General features: G+C 58.6%; 15 protein-coding genes. 11 read left to right on the forward strand and 4 right to left on the reverse strand.

The window, feature by feature from the left end; all coding sequences use genetic code 11:
- Positions 1-77: 77 nt before the first annotated feature.
- Positions 78-980: an AraC family transcriptional regulator gene (locus KB449_RS03070; RefSeq protein WP_282906956.1), complete on the reverse strand. Its 903-nt coding sequence runs from the start codon at positions 978-980 to the stop codon at positions 78-80.
- Positions 981-1,224: 244 nt separating this feature from the next.
- Between KB449_RS03070 and KB449_RS03075 the strand changes: the two genes are divergently transcribed.
- Positions 1,225-4,095: a family 78 glycoside hydrolase catalytic domain gene (locus tag KB449_RS03075; protein WP_282906957.1), complete on the forward strand. Its 2,871-nt coding sequence runs from the start codon at positions 1,225-1,227 to the stop codon at positions 4,093-4,095.
- Positions 4,096-4,297: 202 nt separating this feature from the next.
- On the forward strand, positions 4,298-5,965 hold the full coding sequence (locus tag KB449_RS03080) for an ankyrin repeat domain-containing protein (RefSeq protein ID WP_282906958.1): 1,668 nt from the start codon (positions 4,298-4,300) through the stop codon (positions 5,963-5,965).
- A gap of 55 nt (positions 5,966-6,020) precedes the next feature.
- Here KB449_RS03080 and KB449_RS03085 read toward each other — a convergent pair whose 3' ends face one another.
- A complete protein-coding gene (locus KB449_RS03085) occupies positions 6,021-6,218 on the reverse strand; it encodes a hypothetical protein (protein ID WP_282906959.1) in 198 nt (65 codons plus the stop codon).
- Between the two features lie 57 nt (positions 6,219-6,275).
- Positions 6,276-6,476, reverse strand: coding sequence for a glycosyltransferase (locus tag KB449_RS03090; RefSeq protein ID WP_282906960.1), 201 nt, complete (start codon positions 6,474-6,476; stop codon positions 6,276-6,278).
- A gap of 147 nt (positions 6,477-6,623) precedes the next feature.
- On the opposite strand from KB449_RS03090, the gene KB449_RS03095 reads away from it, so the two are divergent.
- From KB449_RS03095 to KB449_RS03130, 8 genes are all read left to right on the forward strand, one after another.
- Positions 6,624-7,337, forward strand: coding sequence for a class I SAM-dependent methyltransferase (locus tag KB449_RS03095; protein WP_282906961.1), 714 nt, complete (start codon positions 6,624-6,626; stop codon positions 7,335-7,337).
- A 300-nt stretch (positions 7,338-7,637) separates the two neighbouring features.
- Positions 7,638-9,173 carry a spore germination protein gene (locus KB449_RS03100; RefSeq protein ID WP_282912725.1) on the forward strand — a complete coding sequence of 512 codons (1,536 nt, stop codon included), beginning with the start codon at positions 7,638-7,640 and terminating at the stop codon, positions 9,171-9,173.
- Positions 9,174-9,178: 5 nt separating this feature from the next.
- A complete protein-coding gene (locus tag KB449_RS03105; protein WP_282906962.1) occupies positions 9,179-10,282 on the forward strand; it encodes a GerAB/ArcD/ProY family transporter in 1,104 nt (367 codons plus the stop codon).
- A complete protein-coding gene (locus tag KB449_RS03110; protein ID WP_282906963.1) occupies positions 10,272-11,525 on the forward strand; it encodes a Ger(x)C family spore germination protein in 1,254 nt (417 codons plus the stop codon). The genes KB449_RS03105 and KB449_RS03110 overlap by 11 nt, the downstream gene beginning before the upstream one ends.
- Positions 11,526-11,552: 27 nt before the next feature.
- Positions 11,553-11,753 (forward strand): CLC_0170 family protein, encoded by a 201-nt coding sequence (locus tag KB449_RS03115; RefSeq protein ID WP_282906964.1) that lies wholly within the window; start codon positions 11,553-11,555, stop codon positions 11,751-11,753.
- 186 nt (positions 11,754-11,939) lie between these two features.
- Positions 11,940-12,404, forward strand: coding sequence for a DinB family protein (locus KB449_RS03120; protein WP_282906965.1), 465 nt, complete (start codon positions 11,940-11,942; stop codon positions 12,402-12,404).
- A 160-nt stretch (positions 12,405-12,564) separates the two neighbouring features.
- Positions 12,565-13,794, forward strand: coding sequence for an MDR family MFS transporter (locus KB449_RS03125; protein ID WP_282906966.1), 1,230 nt, complete (start codon positions 12,565-12,567; stop codon positions 13,792-13,794).
- A 91-nt stretch (positions 13,795-13,885) separates the two neighbouring features.
- The gene (locus KB449_RS03130) at positions 13,886-14,959 is read left to right on the forward strand and encodes a lactonase family protein (protein WP_282906967.1); all 1,074 of its coding nucleotides are present in this window, start codon (positions 13,886-13,888) and stop codon (positions 14,957-14,959) included.
- Between the two features lie 66 nt (positions 14,960-15,025).
- On the opposite strand, the gene secD is transcribed toward KB449_RS03130, so the two are convergent.
- The gene (secD, locus tag KB449_RS03135) at positions 15,026-17,248 is read right to left on the reverse strand and encodes a protein translocase subunit SecD (protein WP_282906968.1); all 2,223 of its coding nucleotides are present in this window, start codon (positions 17,246-17,248) and stop codon (positions 15,026-15,028) included.
- A 236-nt stretch (positions 17,249-17,484) separates the two neighbouring features.
- Between secD and KB449_RS03140 the strand changes: the two genes are divergently transcribed.
- Positions 17,485-19,314, forward strand: a complete 1,830-nt coding sequence (locus KB449_RS03140; RefSeq protein WP_282906969.1) for a BclA C-terminal domain-containing protein — start codon at positions 17,485-17,487, stop codon at positions 19,312-19,314.
- Positions 19,315-19,403 lie beyond the last annotated feature (89 nt).

Here is a 19,403-nt window from a genome sequence, read left to right on the forward strand (position 1 = left end):
GCTCGCCGGCTCGAACTACGCGGAAATCCCGAGCAAGCGCATCGCATCGAATCTCATCGCATCGAATCTCATCCATCTCACCGCTCCCCCTCGTCTCGCAGTTTCTCATAGGAAGAACGGTACGCACGGGGCGCAAGCCCCGTTATTTTTTTGAACACGTCCAGGAAGTAGCCCCGATCTTGATAGCCCACCGCCTCTCCAACCTCCTGAACGGAGAGCCGCGTATGCCGCAGCAGCTCGCAACTCCGTTCGATTCGCAGCCGCTGGACATATTGGTTGAAGGTAAGTCCGGTCGCTTTGGCAAACAGCCGGTAAAAATGCCGCTCGCTCAACCCGGCCGCTTCAGCCGCCTGCGCAGCCGTGATTGGCGAGGCGAGGGAAGCGCGAATGAAGGAGAGCGCATCCTCCATGCCGCCCGCACGCTCCGCGTGGGTGCCGTCTCGCTCATCGGCAAGCCTGCGCTCAATTTCCGTAAGCAGCACGATGAACAATGCGAAGATACGCGATTGATAACCTGTCCGGCGCCCCGCGAATTCCGAATAAGCGGCTGAAAAAAACGTTTCGAAGGCGCCCGTCCGGTCCTGCATCTTCCGCCAGCCGCCATCTCCAGGAGCGAGGTCCAAGCAAGACAAAGCTCCGCCTAGTCGATCGAGCCCGGGAAATCCGCGCAGCGCTTCGGCCATACGCTCGGATTCGAAGATAAAGTTGTAAACCACAAGCGGTTTGCCGGCGTTCGTCGAGCTCGGGCGAAAGACATGCGAGGCGCCGAGCGGCAGCGTGAACAAGTCCCCCCGGCGGACGCGCAGCCGCTCTTCGCCGATATATTGATGCCCTTCACCTTCGCCGACGTAGCTGATCTCCGTGAATTCGTGGGCGTGATAGCCCAGCTCGTACGACTCGGAAACGCGATTGATGTAGAACGGCAGCTCTCCGTCGAAAAAGATATGGGAAGGCGTCACTTCAACTCTCTGTTTAATCATTGCATGGCCACCCTTCTCTATGAACATACCGCGTTTCGGTGGGTCCAATCTCCTCTCGTAACGCAGGCGATCACGCCTTCCGTGCCCGTCTAGCCCCGGGGATCCGGGCCAGCAGCCGCCTGTTTCCCATGATGGCAGAATACACCCGCTTGATGGCAGTATCAACCCTTTTCTTGCGCGGACGCACAGCTACAATTGAGGATATGAAGAGATTCGGCCGCAGGCCGGGAATGGAGGCAGGAAGATGACAGGAAGGAATTGGAACGCTTCGTGGATTTGGGGAGGAGAAGAGGAGAGTCCGCGCAACGAGTGGCGGTGTTTCCGGGGGAGCTTTGACGCGCCAGAGTCGGTCGAGGGACCGGTTACGCTCCATATTACGGCGGATTCGCGCTACGTGCTGTTCGTGAACGGCGAGCAGGTCGGACGAGGCCCCGTGCGCTCCTGGCCTAAGGAACAGTTTTTCGACTCGTACGATATCGGCGGCAAACTGCGCCCTGGTGTCAACAACACGATTGCGGTGCTGGTGCTGCATTTCGGCGTGTCCAATTTTTATTACTTGCGCGGACGCGGCGGGCTGATCGCCGAGATTGAAGCCGACGGCCGCACGCTCGCGGCGACGGATGCCGGCTGGCGGACAGAGCGTCTGGGCGGGCAGCGGTCCAACTCCCCGCGGATGGCCTGTCAGCAAGCCTTTGGAGAAGTCATCGATGCGCGCGAGCTGGCAGAGGACTGGCATACGCCGGCGTTCGATGACGGCAGCTGGGCTCAAGCGCAATCGATCGGTTCCGCAGGCATGGCACCATGGACGTCTCTTGTCCCGCGCGACATTCCTTTTTTGACGGAAGAAAAGCTGTATCCGGTCTCGATCCAATCGCTCAGCCGGGTGAAAGCGCCCAAGTACGCGGCCGCGCTAGATTTGCGCAATCAGATGGTGCCCGAGAGCGTCAACCACGCTAACCCGATCTCCTACTGCGGATTTGTGGCGACGGTCCTCACGCTCGAGACAAGCGGAGTCGTCACGCTCGGATTCCCGGTCGGCGTAAGGGGGAAAGGCGTATGGGTCGATGGCGTCCTGCAGGCCGAGTGGACGGGCGTCCAGCCGGAGCGATATTATCAATTGAATCTGGCGGCTGGCGAGCATCTGGTCGTTTTCGACGTCACGGGCTCGGACCACGGCGGCAGCTATCATTTCGCAATAGACAGCGAATCGGCGTTCACGCTGCGCTCGCCTTCCGGCGACAACGGCGTGCCGCTGGCTACGATCGGAACGTTCGACCAGTCCGAGTATATCGACCACCGTCCCGGCAGACGGATGCAGGCGGATCATCCGGACTATAATGCGCTGCCGGAAGCCGCTCCCTCGGCCGTTGCGCTTGAGGCGTTCGCTTCCTGGATCAAGCCTTTCGAGCCTTCGCTGTATACGGAAGAAGATGTGTTCGGCTCGAACGTATGGCGGACGCTCGCAGAACGCAGGGCGGTGCCTAGACCCGTTTTGAATGCGATTCTGCCGGTTCCCGAGCCGGGCATCCTGCCTGTTTTTGAAAACGGGGATTGCGAGCTCGTCATCGATCTTGGCGTGGAGCGCTCCGGGTTTATCGGCTTCGAAATCGAAGCGCCGGCTGGCACGATCATCGACGCCTATGGCGTGGAGTACATGCGCGAAGGCTACGTCCAGCACACGTACGGTCTCGATAATACGTTCCGTTACGTCTGCCGCGAAGGCAGACAGTCATACGTTTCTCCCGTGCGGCGCGGGTTTCGGTACCTTTTCTTCACCGTCAGGGGCAATCGTGCGCCGGTGAAGCTACACGAGATCTATATCCGCCAGAGCACGTATCCGGTTGCTGACCAAGGGCGCTTCCGCAGCTCCGATTCGCTGCTGAACGAGGCGTGGGAGATCAGCAGGCATACGACCCGGCTGTGCATGGAGGATACGTTCGTCGACTGCCCGGCTTACGAGCAAGTATTCTGGGTGGGCGACAGCCGCAACGAAGCGCTGGTGAACTACTACGTGTTCGGAGCGACCGAGATCGTGGAACGCTGCCTCAATCTCGTGCCGGGGTCGGCAGACGAGACGCCGCTTTATCTCGACCAAGTGCCGAGCGCCTGGAGCAGCGTCATCCCGAACTGGACCTTCTTCTGGATTCTCGCCTGTCAGGAATACGCCGCGCACACGGGGAAAGACGACTTCGCCGCCCGCATTTGGCCTGCGGTGAAGCTGACGCTGACGAATTATTTGGAGCACATCGACGATAGCGGACTGCTGAATATGGCGGGCTGGAACCTGCTCGACTGGGCGCCGATCGACCAACCGAACGAGGGCATCGTCACGCACCAGAACCTGTTCCTCGTCAAGGCGCTTCGGGATTCGCGGGCGCTTGCCGCCGCGGCCGGCGCTGCAGAAGAAGCCGACGCGTTCGCGGAGCGCGCCGATCGTCTGGCAGAGGCGATCAACGCGGCATTGTGGGACGAGGAAAAGCGCGCCTATATCGACTGCATCCATGCGGACGGACGCCGCTCCGACATTTACAGCATGCAGACGCAGGTCGTCGCCTATCTCTGCGGGGTTGCGCAGGACGACCGCCTTGCCGTCATCGAAGGCTATCTCGTATCTCCGCCGCCTGCGTTCGTGCAGATCGGAAGCCCGTTCATGTCGTTTTTCTACTACGAGGCGCTCGAGAAGGCCGGCCGTCAAAAGCTGCTGCTGGACGACATCCGGCACAATTACGGCCAGATGCTGCGATACGACGCGACGACCTGCTGGGAGATGTATCCGAATTTTGCGGAAAACCGGAGCAATCCGGACATGCTGACCCGCAGCCATTGTCATGCATGGTCGGCGGCGCCGGGATACTTTCTGGGCTCGAGCATTCTCGGCGTCAAGCGGGGCGCGAAAGGGTGGCAGTCCGTCGAAATCGCGCCGCAGCCTTGCGATCTGACCTGGGCGGAAGGCGTCGTGCCGCTGCCGCAGGGCGGGCATATCGCCGTCAGCTGGGAGGTCGTGTCCGCGGGCAAGCTGAAGCTGCGGATCGAGGCGCCGGAGGACGTAGAGGTGAACGTTACGCTGCCCGAGGGAATGGAAGGCGACGTCACGCAGGTTTCTTATTTGAGTTAAGAAGCGCATCGGCTTGGGAAAACGGCGTATCGCCGCGTCACGCCCGCCCGGCCGGGCCGCATACGTTGGTTGTCGACGACGGACCGCCGGAACGAATGGCGAATTGAATTAAACTGTATTTTACCAGAATGCGCCACGATTAGGACTTGCCTGTGATATACTGAGTCGATCTCAAGACTCAGCAGAAGGATGGAACCGCCAGATGAGTTTTCGCCATACAGGCAAGAAAGTGGCCGCAATTGTGCTCGCTGCCGGCATGCTGCTGCCGGCCGCGGGATTAGATACGTCAACAGCCGCATCTGTCATATCCGCGACATCGGCCGTATCGTCGGCGAAGGCCGTTGCCATATATGTGAACGGACAGCCGCTCACGGCTGCCGTACCGCCGATTGTCGTCTCGGGAATTGCCTATGCGGAGCTGCAGCCGCTGCTTAAATCGCTCGGGTTTGCGGTCACCGTAAATCGAAACCAGATCGTGGCCAGATCGAAGGCTTTGGACTGGCGCTTCGACGCCTCGACCCTGGTTGGCAAGATCAACGGCCAGTATACGGAGTTTAAGTCTGCGATCTGGAAGAAGGACGGCCGGATTTATCTATCGCTTCGCACGGTCGCGGACGTGCTGGGCGCGGATCTGACGGCGACCTCCGGCCGCTATGAGCTTAAGACGTCACAGCCGGAGGCGCGCTTCCTGCAGGCGGTCGCAACCCGCAACCGGACCAAGGCCGCCGCGATCGTACGCAGCGGCATGAGTCTGGATTCTCCGGCATTTGCGATCAAGCCGATGCAGGCAGCCGTTGCCGCCGATGATAAAGCCATGGTCGGTTACCTGATTCAGCGGCAGGGACGCGCCAGGTTGAACGAAATCTATGCAGGAGGCGATACGCCGCTGCTGATCGCGATTCGCAACCGGTTAACGGACATGGTTTCTTATTTGATTGCGCAGGGTGCCGACCGCAATATGGCCGCTCCCAATCAAGCGTATCCGTTGTTCGCCGCAATCGATACGGGCAGCGAGGATGTCGTGCGAGCGCTGCTCGCGACATCGCCGGACCAGAATATTCTGAATCTCAAAGGGAGGACGCCTCTTCAGGAATCGCTGCTCGAAGACCGGATGGGAATTGCGCTGCTGCTGGCGCAGTCCGGCGCAAATCTGTTCGCGCCGGTGACGGCGGGAACCCGGGATGTATTCGATTATTTGAACGGGAAGCCGGCGTACGCTTCGTATGCGGCTTCCTTCGCGCAAGTGACGAACAAGACCATTCCCATGAGCGCTGGCAGCTCGGGCGCTTTGATACTTCCGTTCGGCGCAGGCATGGACGTCAAGGTCAAAAGTGCAATCGTGCTGGATCGACAACTCGTCGCCCGGATCACGGTGGAGAGCGCAGCGGCGAACCGGCTGACGGTCGTTCTCCCTTTTCGGGCGGACAAGATCTATCGTTCAAACGAGAAGGAGCAGCCTCTTTTTATTCCGATGGTTAACGTACCGCCGGAGACCTGCGTTCCCGTAGATGATCGGACTTTGGCGGAGTGCAACGCGAAAATGCAAATTTATCGCGATAAAGTCGCTGCGGCGGAAGCGGATAGGAAACGCAAGCAAGAGGAAGCGAAGAAGTCTAATATCAAGCCTTCGTCCACGAGCCCGGCCTTGGAAGCCGTGCCTCAACAGCAAGACGGTACGGCAACGCTAGTTCCCCTGACGGGCGCAAATGCCGAGTACTGGATCTACTTGCCGATCGACGGACGAAGTCAGGCCGATATGAAGCTGTCCTTGGCGGTTGACGGGCAGGTTCGCGCGAACTATACGATCCGTTACGACGCGAGCCAGCGGACGCCTCCCGCGAATGTGCCGAAGGGCATGGAAGACGCTTAAATAACTGAAAGGCTCTCCTCGCGGTACGCAAATGTACCGGCGGGGAGAGCCTTTTTCAACGTTCGACATCTGCATAATCTGTCTCGCCCTCAATCCCTTTGCCTCGTGCATCGCCGTCGCTCCTCGCCTCGCCCCCGCGCCTCGCCGTCCGCACCGCGCGCACGACGTACTCGCTCATGTCGAAGTGCAGGGGCGCAGGCCGCCCGCGCAAGGAATTCGCCGCAAGAAGAATATGCCGATCGGTCTCGCTCATATCATTGTAAATGCCCGTGATCCAGACGTCCTCGAAGCCTGTCCGATCGAGCCAAGCTTACAGCTCCGGCGACGTCACGACGGTGTCGTTGTTCAGCAGCAGAATTTCCGACCCAAAACCCGGATTGTCGTCGTTCTGCACGAACCGAACGTCTTCCTGTTCGCGGAGCCACTCCTGCGAGCCGTCGGTCGAGCCGTTGTCGACGACGATCAGCTCGTAGGTGCCGGCTCTGTATGTCTGCGAATGCTGTCGATGCATTTCTGCGTATACGCCAGTTTGTTGAATGTGGCAAAGACGATGCTGGTCGGCATGCGCCGTCTCTCCCATCGCTCATGACCATGTTCACCATGTCTACGACGACGGGGGCCGAAAGATACCTATTTTTAAAAGGAACGAGGGATCGCGATGAGGCGCGCGACCGAGGACGGTACGCAAAAAATTCAAAGGATGTACGCGGAGAATCCGGACGGTTACTATGGGGGCGCCAATCTCCATCTGTACAAGCATGTGCGGGACGAATGGCGCGAAGTGCTCGACGTCGGCTGCTCGGAGGGCGGGCTCGGCGCGCTCATCCGGGGCAAGGGCATTCGGGTAAGCGGCATCGAGGCGTATCCGGATGCGGCGAATGCCGCGCGGAAAAAGCTCGACCACGTGTTGTCCGGCGATATCGCGTCGCTCGACCTGCCGTATGAAGCGGGGCAGTTCGACTGCATCGTGTTCGGGGACGTGCTGGAGCATCTCTCCGATCCCTCGGCCGTGCTGCGTAAGGTGAGGCCTTATCTGAACGCGAGCGGCGCGATTCTTGCGAGTCTGCCGAACTTGGCGCATATCAGCGTGCTCGGACCGCTGCTCGCCGGCAGCTTTTCCTATGAAGACCGCAGGCTGCTGGATAAAACGCAGCGCTTTTTTACGATCGGGGAAATCGTGCGGATGTTCGTGGAATGCGGTTACGCGGTCACGATGGTCGAGCGGGTGGAAGTCCGGATGGACGCCTACGCGCCGCTGCTGGCCGACCTCGTAGGGGTGTGCGCGAAGCATAGGATCGGCGGCTTTCTGGAGCGAGAGGCAACCGCCTATCAATACGTTGTCCTGGCTGTACCGATCCAGGCTTCGGCCTGAGCGGAGAGGAGCGGGCATGATCGAAACGCAAATCTTCCTGTTCGTCGTCCGCGTGAATGAATTCCTCGCGAAATGTTCATCCTCGTCTACTTTAAGCGGATCGGTTTAAACGTACCGCGGTTAGCCGACACTGCTTAACACTCTGCATCCACGTCAGCCTTCGGGGAGAGACTTGTTTTGCCTTTGTTCGGAAATCGTACGCATCTGCTGTCCGGCAAGCCCAAGCGAGGCAAACGCGCGCCGGCGGGTTATTCCGGAACCGACGCCGGCCGCAAAGACGAATCGCCGGTCCGCAAATCGCTGAACGGGCGGCTGGACGAGCTGCTCGCAGAGATCACCCGGGTGCTGGGCACGGATACGACGCTGTCGATTCGCCGCTTCCGCATCTTCGGTTCGTTTCCGGCGGCCATGCTCTTTTTTCCCAATATGCTGGATCAGGCCGCTTTAAACGAAACGATTCTGAAGCCTGCGATGAGCGCCCCTCCCGGATTGGACACGGCGGAATGGACTGCCCCGCAGCTGCTGGAACGGCTGGCGAACGAAGCGCTGTGGCATACCGCCTGCAGCGAGACGCAGGACTTCGACGCGTTGATCCAAGGCCTGCTTCGAGGGGATACGATCCTGGCCGCCGACGGCTCGAATAGCGCGCTTGTTATCGGTACCCGGCAGATCGACAAACGCGGCATCGACCAGCCCGGCACGGAACAAGTCATCCGGGGTCCCCGCGAAGGTTTCGTCGAGCCGCTCGGTCCGAATCTCGCGCTTATCCGCTATCGCCTGCAGTCCGCCGAGCTTCGGATGAGGCAGATGACGATCGGACGCAAGACGCATTCCAAGGTCGTGATTTGCTACATGGACGGGTTGACGGACCCTGCGCTGCTGGCGGAGGTCGAGCGCCGGATCGGCGCGATCGATATTGACGGGATCCTCGATTCGGGTTATCTGGAGCAGTTCATCGAGGACAACCAATGGTCGCCGTTTCCCCAAGTCCAATACACCGAGCGGCCGGACAAAGTCGTAGCCAATTTGCTGGAAGGCAGAATTGCGATTCTGGTCGACGGATCGCCGCTGGCGCTGATCGTGCCGACCGTGTTCAACCAGTTCTACCAGGCGGTGGAGGACTACACCGAACGGTTCCTGCAGATGAGCGCGATCCGGATGGCGAGACTTGTGGCGCTGGTGTTTTCGCTCGTCTTTCCATCAATCTATGTCTCCGTCATCTCGTTTAATCCCGAGCTGATCCCCACCGAATTCGCCGTCGCGGTCGCCGGGGGCCGGGCGGGCGTCCCGTGGCCGGCGGTCGTCGAGGTGCTGATCATCGAGATCTCGATGGAGGTGCTGCGGGAAGCGACGATCCGCCTGCCACAGCAGGTCGGCGGCGCGCTGTCCATCGTTGGCGTGCTCGTCATCGGCCAGGCCGCCGTAGCGGCCGGGTTCGCCAGCCCGATTACGGTCGTCATCATCGCCCTGACGACGATCGGCTCCTTTGCGACCCCGGCTTATAACGCGGCGCTGGCGCTCCGCCTGCTGCGATTCCCGCTAATCATCATCGCGGGTATTTTCGGACTGTACGGCGTCATGATCGGATTGATCCTGATCGCCAACCATTTGCTGTCGCTCAAGTCGTTCGGCGTGCCTTATTTGAGTCCGCTGGTGCCGGTCAACGCCGAGGGGATGAAGGATGTGCTGATCCGCGGGCCGCTCTGGTGGATGAAGCGACGCCCCGCGTTTCTGAAGCCCAAAGATCCCGTCCGCGTCGGACCGGAGATGACCGAGCCGCCCGAGAAGAGCGGCGAGGAAAGCGGCGCATCTACCCCATCAACCGCAAAGGAATGACAGCCATGACGAAGGCAACGCGGGACATTACCGCTACGCAGGCTTCGGCCGTTTTGGTCAGCACCATCATCGGCGTCGGCGTGTTGCCCTTGCCGCTGTTCGCGGTTCGGGCGGCGGATACCGGGGGTCCGCTGGTGACGCTGCTGGCGTGCGTCCTCGCCTTGATCGGACTGATATTCATTGCCGTGCTGGGCATGCGTTTTCCCGATCAGACGATCATTCAGTACAGCGAGAGGCTGATCGGCAAGTGGCCGGCGCGCGCGCTCAGTGCTTGCGTCATTCTCTTCTTTGCGCTGCTCACTTCGCTCACCGCCAGAGAATTCGGCGAGGTCGTCGTCACGTCGGTCTTGAAGCAGACGCCCGTCGAAGTGACCGTCATCGTCATGCTGATGCTTGCGGCGATATCCGCGCGCAATACGCTGTCGACCTTCGTATATATCCATCTCTTCTATGTTCCGCTGCTGCTCGTGCCCGTGCTGATGATCGTCGCGCTGTCGCTCAAGAACGCGGAGCCTCTCAATCTTCAGCCCGTCTGGGGCAACAAGCCCGCAGGCATGCTCGGAGGAATCGTGACGATCGCCGCGCTCTTCCAGGGCTCTTTTGTCATGACGATCGTCATTCCCGCCATGCGCAAGCCGGCGAAGGCGCTCGCGGTCAGCTTCTACTCCATTCTGATCGCAGGCGGCTTGTATGTCGTCATCGTCATCGCCGTCATCGGCGTCTTCGGCGCGGAGGAAATCAGGCAGCTGCTGTGGCCGACTTTGGAGCTGGCGAAGGCGACTTCCTTGCCCGCCAACGTACTGGAGCGGCTGGACGGCGCTTTTTTGGCGGTGTGGGTCACGGCCGTCTTTACGACGCTGCTCTCCAGCTACTATTTGACCAGCCAATCCCTCACGCAGCTGCTTCGCCTGCAGGAGCCGCGCATTTTTACTTTTTTCCTGCTCCCCTTTGTATTCGTGATTGCGATGGTACCGACGAATATTGTCAGAATGTACGAGGATGTCCTGTACGTCGGACGAATCGGTCTTGCGCTGACGATCGTATACCCGGCTATGCTGCTGCTTATCGCCATTTTGCGCAAGAAAAGAGGGAATGCCCTTGAGCGTTAACGGGCTTAATCCATGGAGGCGGATCGCCCGCCTGGCTGCCCGGCTTGTCCCTCTGCTGGCGGCGACGACGCTTATGTGCGGGTGCTGGGACAGAACCGAAATTGAAGACCGGGCCATCGTGCTGGGCATCTCGATCGACAAGGCGCCGCCGGAAGACGAGAGCGAGGAGGAAGCGATCACTCATTATGTGAGGGGCCTCGGTCCTCCGGCTTCGGACCTGATCCGCGTAGGCGTGCAGATTGCGCTGCCGGGGCGTATTCCGCTGGGACCCGGGGAGAGCGGAGGCGGAGGCGGGGGCAACGATCCGCAGAAAACCGTGTGGGTTCTCGACGTCGTCGGCCATTCCGTCAACGATGCGCTTATGAACCTGCAGCAGGAGCTGTCCGCCAAGCTCTTTTTCGGTCATTTGCGCGTCATCGTCGTGTCGGAGGAGATGGCCCGGTTCGGCCTGGAGAACGTCGACGACTACTTTCACCGCAATTCGGAGGTGCGGCGCATGGCCTGGATGATGGTGGCCAAAGGAGAGGCGCTGTCGCTCATGAAGGCTTCGCCAAAGCTGGAACGGGTGCCTTCCTTATACCTGATGACGACATTGGACGAAGGCATTCGCATGGGGAAATTTCCGCAGGATTACATCGGCCTCTTCTGGAGCCGCAAGTCGAAGCTGGGACAGGAAGGCTTCCTGCCTTACGTCGAATTGAAAAAAAACCAGACGCTGCAGATACAGGGACTGGCGCTGTTTCAGAACAGCCGGATGGTCGGCGCGACGATGCCGCTCGATATCGCGGTGTATATGGCGCTCAAAGGCAATAATCCAGGCGGGTACAGTGCCTTCGTGAAGCTAAGGAATACGGAGGTAATGACGCACGTCACGCACCGTCAGGCCAAAACGTCATTCGAAATTCGCGACGGCAAGCCTTATTTTAAATTCAAGGTCGCCTTCGAGCTCAATCTGGAGGAGAAAATCAATAACGAACTGAATATCCAGGACCCTGCTGTAATCCACGAGATCGAGGAGAGTCAGAAGAAGGGCGCTACGAAGCTAATCGAGTCGTTCATCGGAAAGACGCAGTCGCTAGGTTCGGACGTGCTGGGGCTCGGGGAATACGTAAGAGCCAAAGCGCCGGCTTACTGGAACCGGAACGTGGGCACCAAGGAACGTTGGCAGCGCATGTATAAAGACATCGCTTACGAAATCGACATCGACATGAAAATCCGCCGCATCGGCATGAAGGCCGAATAATCGTTAAGGACAGGAGGGCGGCGCTGCATGCCGATTATTGTCCAGGGCGTCAACTATTTCGCATTTTCGATTCCGATCTGGTTCCTGGGCGGCGCGCTGGTTCTTTGGGTGGATTTACGCCGCTGCAAGGCGGCCGGGCAGCGGAAGGACGAGAAATTCGCCCGGTTCGCAGGCTGGCTGAATATCGCGCTGGGCGTCTGCTTTTTGGTCCGGGAGTGGGTGACTTGAAGGCGGGGAACGAAAGGGGACGATGAAGGTGGCGGCGAGCGGTAGCGGGCGGTATCGCCATCGCCGATAATCGCCAAGTTGATAATCGCCAACACCGATAATCGCCATCGATAACATTCATCCTGCGCCGCCGCCGGATTCGCTACAATCAAGTTCATACTTCCGAACGAAGAGGGGCGAACTTGAATGACGAATACGATGACAGTGCGCGAGGCAGAAGCGAGGCTGCGCGGATGGATCCGGGAGCTGCCGCCGCTTCTTGCGGACAGGTCCGAGGCGCAATTGAAGACGCGTCCAGGGCCGGACAAGTGGTCCCAGCTCGAGATCCTGGGGCATTTGTGCGACTCGGCGCTGCACAACCTGATGCGGTTCGTGCGCATCCGGATCGAGCCGCAGCCCTTGCCGCTGACGCCTTACGCCCAGGACGATTGGGTGAGCGGACAGCGTTATCAGGCGGCTTCTTACGACCATGTGCTAAGCCTGTGGCTCGCGCTGAATTCGCGTATTGCCGACGTGTGGTCGGGGCTGCCGCAAGGCGCGAGCGAATGGACGTTTGCGCTTCCGGACGGAACGACGGTCTCGCTCGAACATTGGGCGGACGACTACGTGCTGCACCTGGAGCATCACCTGAAGGCGATGAATATGGAGTGAGCTGGGACGCAGGAGATGAAATTGCAAAAAAACGTTACGGATTAACCGATCGTTTAATCGTTAATCGTTTGTTCAAAAATGGAACGTAATCCCTATCTACAACGCTGCGCCGATCCGTTATGATAGAAGCTTACTATCGCAGAATCGTGGTGCAGCTCGCTTGAACAGACTTCGCGGATTTTTGGCCTCCTATCACCCCATTGTATTTTCGCTGCTGTTCGGTCATATGATCGCGCGCATCGCCACCTCTATGAGCATGCCGTTTCTCGCGCTGTATCTGGCCGCGCATACGGATATGGGGCCGGGCGGGATCGGCTTTATCGTCGGCGCGGGGGCGCTGGCCGCCACATTCGGCGGCTTTCTCGGCGGCGCGCTATCCGACCGGTACAGCCGCCGCCTGGTCATGTTCACCTCGCTGTTCGTATGGAGCGGCGTGTTCGTCGGCTTCGCGTTGACCGATTCTCCGCTCGTCCTGCTGCTGCTCAGCCTGATGAACGGCTTGTGCCGCTCCTGGTTCGAGCCGGTGTCCCAGGTGCTCATGGCCGACCTCACGCCAAAGGACCGCCGGATGAAGGTATTCTCCATGCGCTACCTGATGGCCAACGTCGGCGTTGCGATCGGTCCGGTGCTCGGCGTCTGGCTCGGTCTGGGCAACGGCGGGCTCGCTTTTATCATCACGGGCGCGATTTATTTCGTTTACGCAGTCACGCTCTATATCATGATGATCGGCTTCGGCATCAAGGATATCGAGGGCGGCAAGCAGGCGGGAAAAGCATCGATCGCGGACGCCGGGCGCGTCATCATGCGGGACGCCGCGCTCCAACTGTTCCTGCTGGGCGGGATCGTCGTCGGCATCGGCTACAGCCAGCTGTTCGGCAACATGGCGCCGCACCTGGACCGGGTGTTCGGCCACGGAGACCGCATGTTCGGCTACCTGCTGACGATCAACGCGGTCACCGTCATCGCGCTTCAGCTTCCCCTCGGATGGCTGGCGAACAAGCGTCCGCCGCTGTTCGCGCTGCATGCGGGCAACCTGTTTTTCGCGCTCGGTCTCGCCGGCATCGGTTATGCAGAAACGTTTGCGCTGCAGGTCGTCGCGATGATCTTATTCACCGTGGGCGAGATCCTGAACTACCCCGCCGCCACCATGCTGCTGGACAAGCTGGCGCCGGAGAATCTGCGAGGCGCTTACTACGGCGCGCAGACCTTCACCAATCTCGGCCAATTCATCGGCCCCTGGGCAGGCGGCTGGCTCCTCGGCGAATACGGGGGCCGGACGATGTTCGCGTTGATGGCGGCCGTTGTGCTGCTGGCCTCGCTCATCTATTGGGCGGGCAGCCGCGGCGATCGCCGCGCAGCCGCCGCGACGGGCAAGAGAAGCGCGGTATAGCGGGAAGACACTCCGCGTGCTATTCCCGGCGAATCGTGATAAAATGCAGGCCAAGCGCGACTAGACCAGCGAAACTTGGAGGTGTCTTGCCTTGACAGCGACACGAACATTTGCCTTTATCGGTTCCTATGCGGATGCGGACGGGCCCGGCTTGTATGCCTGCGCTTACGACGGGCGCACCGGCGAGCTGACGCTGCTCGACCAGGCGGAGGGGCTGCAGAACCCGACCTTCCTCGCCGTAAACGAACAAAGTCAGACGATCTACTCGCTCACGGAGGTCAAAGACGCCGAGGGCACGCGCCGGGGCGCGGCCGCAACGTTTCGCTTCGACACAGCCGAGGGTCGGCTGCAGCGGTTGGACGAAGCGCAGACGATCCCCGCGACCGCTTGCCACATTGCGCTTGACCGGACGAACAGTCTCATCCTGACAGCGAGCTATCATGGCGGCTTGTTCGGTGTATCGGACGCTCAGGACGACGGTCATATCGGTCCTACGCTCGAGATTCACCGGCACGAAGGCGCGAGCGCGCTGCCCGTCCAGAGCCAGGCGCGGGTTCACTCGGTTATCGTCGACCGCGACAACCGTTTTGCAGCCGTTTCCGATCTGGGACTGGACAAGGTGTTCCTGTACAAGCTCGATCTGCCCAGCCGCAGTCTGACGCGCCATAGCGAGACCGACGTCGCTCCGGGCTCGGGACCGCGCCACTTCGTTTTCCACCCGCAGCTTCCTTTCGGATACGGCATCAACGAATTGAACAGCACGCTTACCGTTTACGCTTACGATGCGGAAGCCGGGAAGCTGGAGGTCGTGCAGACGATCTCTACGCTGCCCGATTCGTTCGAGGGCGACAACGCCTGCGCGGATATTCACCTGTCCCCGGACGGCAAGTTCCTGTACGGCTCCAACCGCGGCCACGACAGCCTCATCGTCTGTCGCATCGATCCGGACAACGGCTTGCTCGAGCCGGTCGAATACGCGCCGACGCTCGGCGGACATCCGCGCAACTTCGCGGTCTCGCCGGACGGCCGGTTCGTGCTCGTCGCCAACCGCGACGGCAACCACATCGTGACCTTCAGCCGCGATGCCGACACGGGCAAGCTGGTGCCTACGGGCAGCGAGCTGCGCGTGTCCAAGCCGGTGTGCGTGAGGTTCGCGTCGTTCTAAACAAAAAAAGTCCGTGATGCGCCAGTTGGCGGTCGCGGACTTTTTTTCTTGTAAACAAAGAACGGGTCATTCTTGGTCGTCTTCATAGCTAACCGTCAATACAGGGAGCGGATATAGTCCCGAAGTCTTCGGAGCTACGTCAGTGCGCGTGCGAAGCGTTCTCTTCTTCATGCTCAGCCAGATTTGACTGGCAATATAAATCGAAGAGTACATGCCTACGAGCAAACCGATCGTCAGCGCCAAGGAGAACAGCCTGATCGATTCGCTGCCCCAGAAAAGCAGAGCGACCGCTGCGAACAGTACGGCAACTACAGTATTTATCGAACGCGTCAGTGTCTGGTTTATACTGCGATTCACGATCGTCTTCAAGTCTTCGTAGGTGCGCGATCTGGAAAAACGGAGATTCTCGCGTATGCGATCAAAGATAACCACCGTGTCGTTAATGGAGTATCCGATAATCGTTAGTACGGCAGCGATAAACGGCAGGTTGACCTCAAGCCTGAACAGCGAGAAAACGCTGACGACAAAGAACGCGTCGTGCAGCAGAGCGACGATGGCCGCCAGCGCGAATCGCCATTCAAAACGAACGCATACGTACAGTAAAATACCGAGGCTAGCGAGCAGGACGGCATACACGGCTTGCCTGGCCAGTTCCCGTGCGATCGCGGGATCGACCGTGTTTTCTTCTTTGCTGATATCGTCTCCGTACTTTACGGCAAATGCTTGAATGATCTTGGCGGAGTCTTTGCCGTCGGGGTCCAGCACATGGTCGAACCGAAGCGAGATCCGGTTCTGTTGATTGCCGCCGATCGACAGGACGGAAGGCGAGAAGCCGGCACCCCTAACGATCTGCGCTGCCGTCTCCTGATCGATCGAATCGTTTAGCGTAATATCCAGGGATGTTCCGGCTTTGAAGTCGACGCCATAATTCAAATGTTGGACGAGCAAACTTCCAATGCCCAGCACCGTAACGATAATTGAGGCAAGGAAAAAGGTTTTGCGTCTCGCGACAAAATCGAAAGTTCGATGCGTGGACGGCAGCGCGACTGCCTCGGCTTTGTCGATAATGTGTTCGGGCTTGACGCCAAAGCCGCGCGTGCCGCGAACCCAGTTCGAGCGAAGCAACAAGCTCATCAGCCATTGAGAGAAGTACATATTCGTCAATACGCTCAGGATGATGCTTAAAATAAGCGTTATCGCGAAGCCTTTGATCGCGCCCGAGCCGAGCGAGAAAAGTACAAAGCCGGCAATGAGCGTCGTCACGTTGGCATCCATAACGGTCCTGAAGGACCGCTTGGAACCGGCTTTTAGCGCCGATTGGGGGCTTTTGCCGGTACGAAGCTCTTCCTTGAACCGTTCGTACTGAATGATATTCGCGTCTACCGCCATCCCGATTCCAAGCACGAAGGCGGCGATCCCAGGCAGCGTGAGCGTGGCGCTCATCAAGTTCATGACCAGCAGAAGGAGCCAGGTATAAGTAATCAGCGTAATGCTGGCAATGAGGCCTGGCAGGCGATAGAGCGCAAGCATAAACAGCAGGATCAGCGCCGAGCCCGCCACGCCGGCTTGGAGCGTCTGATTCAGGGATTGCTGGCCGAGCGAGGCACCCACGGATTGGCTGAATTTCTCCGTCAGTTTGAGAGGCAATGCGCCCATGTTAATAATGTCGACGATTTCTTTGGCTTCGTCATACGTAAAATGTCCGGTAATTCGGCAGATTCCGTTCGACATGACCGCTTGAATGACCGGATCGGTAAGCATTCTGTCGTCTAAATTGATAAAGATTTGCCGACCGAGCAATCGAGTCGACAAATCCTCGAGCTTTCCCTTGTCTTTTACTTTAACCTGGACGTTGGGGTTGCGCATTTCGTCGTAGACGACCTCCGCGCCGCCTTCTACAAAATCGGTACCAACCAACTCAACGCTGCCGTCGGGACCTGACACGGTCAGTTCTGCAGGCTTCTTTAGCATTTCCCGAACCTTCTCCTCGTCGGAAACGCCTGCGATCCGTACCCTGATCCGGTTCGTACCCTCCGTCCAAATCTCCGGTTCGGCAATGCCGAACGCATTCACGCGCTTCTCAAGGCTGTTAGCGGTCTGACGAAGATTTTCCTTGGTAATGGAGCCGCCGGGCTGCACAGGATTGGCTTCATACAACACTTCAAAGCCACCTTTTAAATCGAGACCTAGCCGCACACGATCGACAATATTCGGGAATGTGGCAGTTACAATCGTCAATGTAAAAGCGACGGTAAGCAAGAAGGCGACGACTCTTTTGATGATAATCAAGCCTAAGGGCTCCTCTCGGGCTGAATGAATGCTAACAATATAGCACAAGTCCGAATCTGAAAAAAATAAATGAAATAAATGGAAATTCATTGAGAATCTTTTCAGACGCTCCTGCTAGAGTGACATTTAGCGACAATTTTTGATAAAAACAGTTTTTCCTAGATGTGAGCGAGGCCGGCCTATTTCTTTCGCGGCGAAGTCCAAATCTACCATCATTGCGCAAAGGAGTTTGAAACGTGAAGGATAAGAAACGTATCGTCATGACCGGTATTAGCGTCGCCATGATGCTAACGTACGCGGGACAAGCGGCGGCGGCCGCCAAGGACTTTTTTACCGACATTAAGAATGTGCCTTGGGCGGAGCGCCAGATCAGCAAGATGAATCTCCTGAACGTTATCGAAGGACGCGGCAACGAGCAATTCGCACCGCAGGACAACGTAACAAAGCAGGAAGCGCTAATCATGACGATCCGCCTGATGGATGCCGAGGATCAACTGGAGAAGGGCGTCACCGGGTATTCGGCGGACACTTGGGCGCAATCGTATGTCAAGCTCGGTCTTAAGCTGGGATTGATCGATGAGGCTGAGTTGGGTTCCAACGGCAATTCGGTTTGGGGGCGCGAATCGTCCAAGCGGGAATGGGTGACTCGACTGGTGGTCAAAGCCATCCAGCAAGTTACCGAGATTAAGGACCTTGCAGGCGACTCCTCTTTCTTCAGTGACGGCTATAAGATTACGCCCGATCTGCTTGGCTATGTAAATATCGCTTCGGAGCTTAAGATTGTCGAAGGGTTCCCTGATAACACGTTTAAACCGCTGGATCTGGTCACTCGTGCCCAAATGGCGAAAATACTCACTTCGACGCTTCCCTATATGCTTAGCGGCAATGAGGAAAACGCGCAGTCGCAGCGCGTAACGTACGGCGTCGTGGCTTCCGTAAGCGGCGGCAAAATCGAGGTTAACATCGGCGGCAGCGTAAAAACGTTCGATCTGTCCGATCAAACGCTGGTTTACGGAAAAAATTCCAACAGCGCATTGGACACGTCCGCGCTGCAGGTCGGTCTTCCGGTCTCGATCGTTACGGACGGCAACACGGCGGCCAAGATGATTGAAGTTACGGATAAGGCGTTCAGCATGCAAGATATTATTGCGCAGCTGGAGAAGCTCGCTCAGAAGGGCGCTACCGGCACTACAGGGACTGCTGGCGCTACGGGGCCGACCGGGAATACCGGTGCTACCGGCGCTACTGGGCCGTCGGGTGGAAATGGGGGACCTGGTTCGACAGGTGCAACAGGCCCTGCTGGACCGGCAGGTCCGACTGGCGATGCGGGTGCAACAGGCCCTGCCGGAGCTTCAGGTCCGACTGGCGATACGGGTGCAACAGGCCCAACTGGAGCGACAGGTCCGACTGGCAATGCGGGTGCAACAGGCCCAACTGGAGTGACAGGTCCGACTGGCGAAACGGGTGCGACAGGCCCGACTGGAGCGACAGGTCCGACTGGCGAAACAGGTGCGACAGGCCCAACTGGAGCGACAGGTCCGACTGGCGATACGGGTGCGACAGGCCCAACCGGAGCGACAGGTCCGACTGGCGATACAGGTGCGACAGGCCCTACAGGTGCAACAGGCCCTACAGGTCCGACGGGCGCAACTGGCTCATCCGGAGGCACGGCTGCGTTTGCTTATGCAGGCAACAGTGGCGGAACAGTGTCGATCTTATTGGGTGGATCGGATATTACATTGAACAGCGACCAACAGTTGTCCGGATTCTCGATCGATGGATCTAACACGATTCTTTTCGCAAGCGTCGGCGGACGGTATTTGGTCGAGTACGACATTAATTTTACTTCAGCACAAATGGTTTTTACACGCGTATTGATTAATGGAGCTCAGGTCAATGCCAGCAGAATTGAACCTACCGCGTCACGTGATCACTATCATAATATGTTTATAGTCGATATTCCGGCTGGTGCAACCATTGAACTGCAATTATACGGAATGGTCGGCATGGCCAACCTGACTCAGGGCGACGGAGCCTCTATCAACTTAGTCTACCTGTCTTCTTAGGCACCGCCTCCACCCTGATCGTGCATTTGAATTAGCGGCTTGAAATTCAACCAATCAGCCCATGCCGGACTTGTCCAGCGTGGGTGTTT

The organism is Cohnella hashimotonis (genome assembly GCF_030014955.1).
GTDB lineage: Bacteria > Bacillota > Bacilli > Paenibacillales > Paenibacillaceae > Cohnella > Cohnella hashimotonis.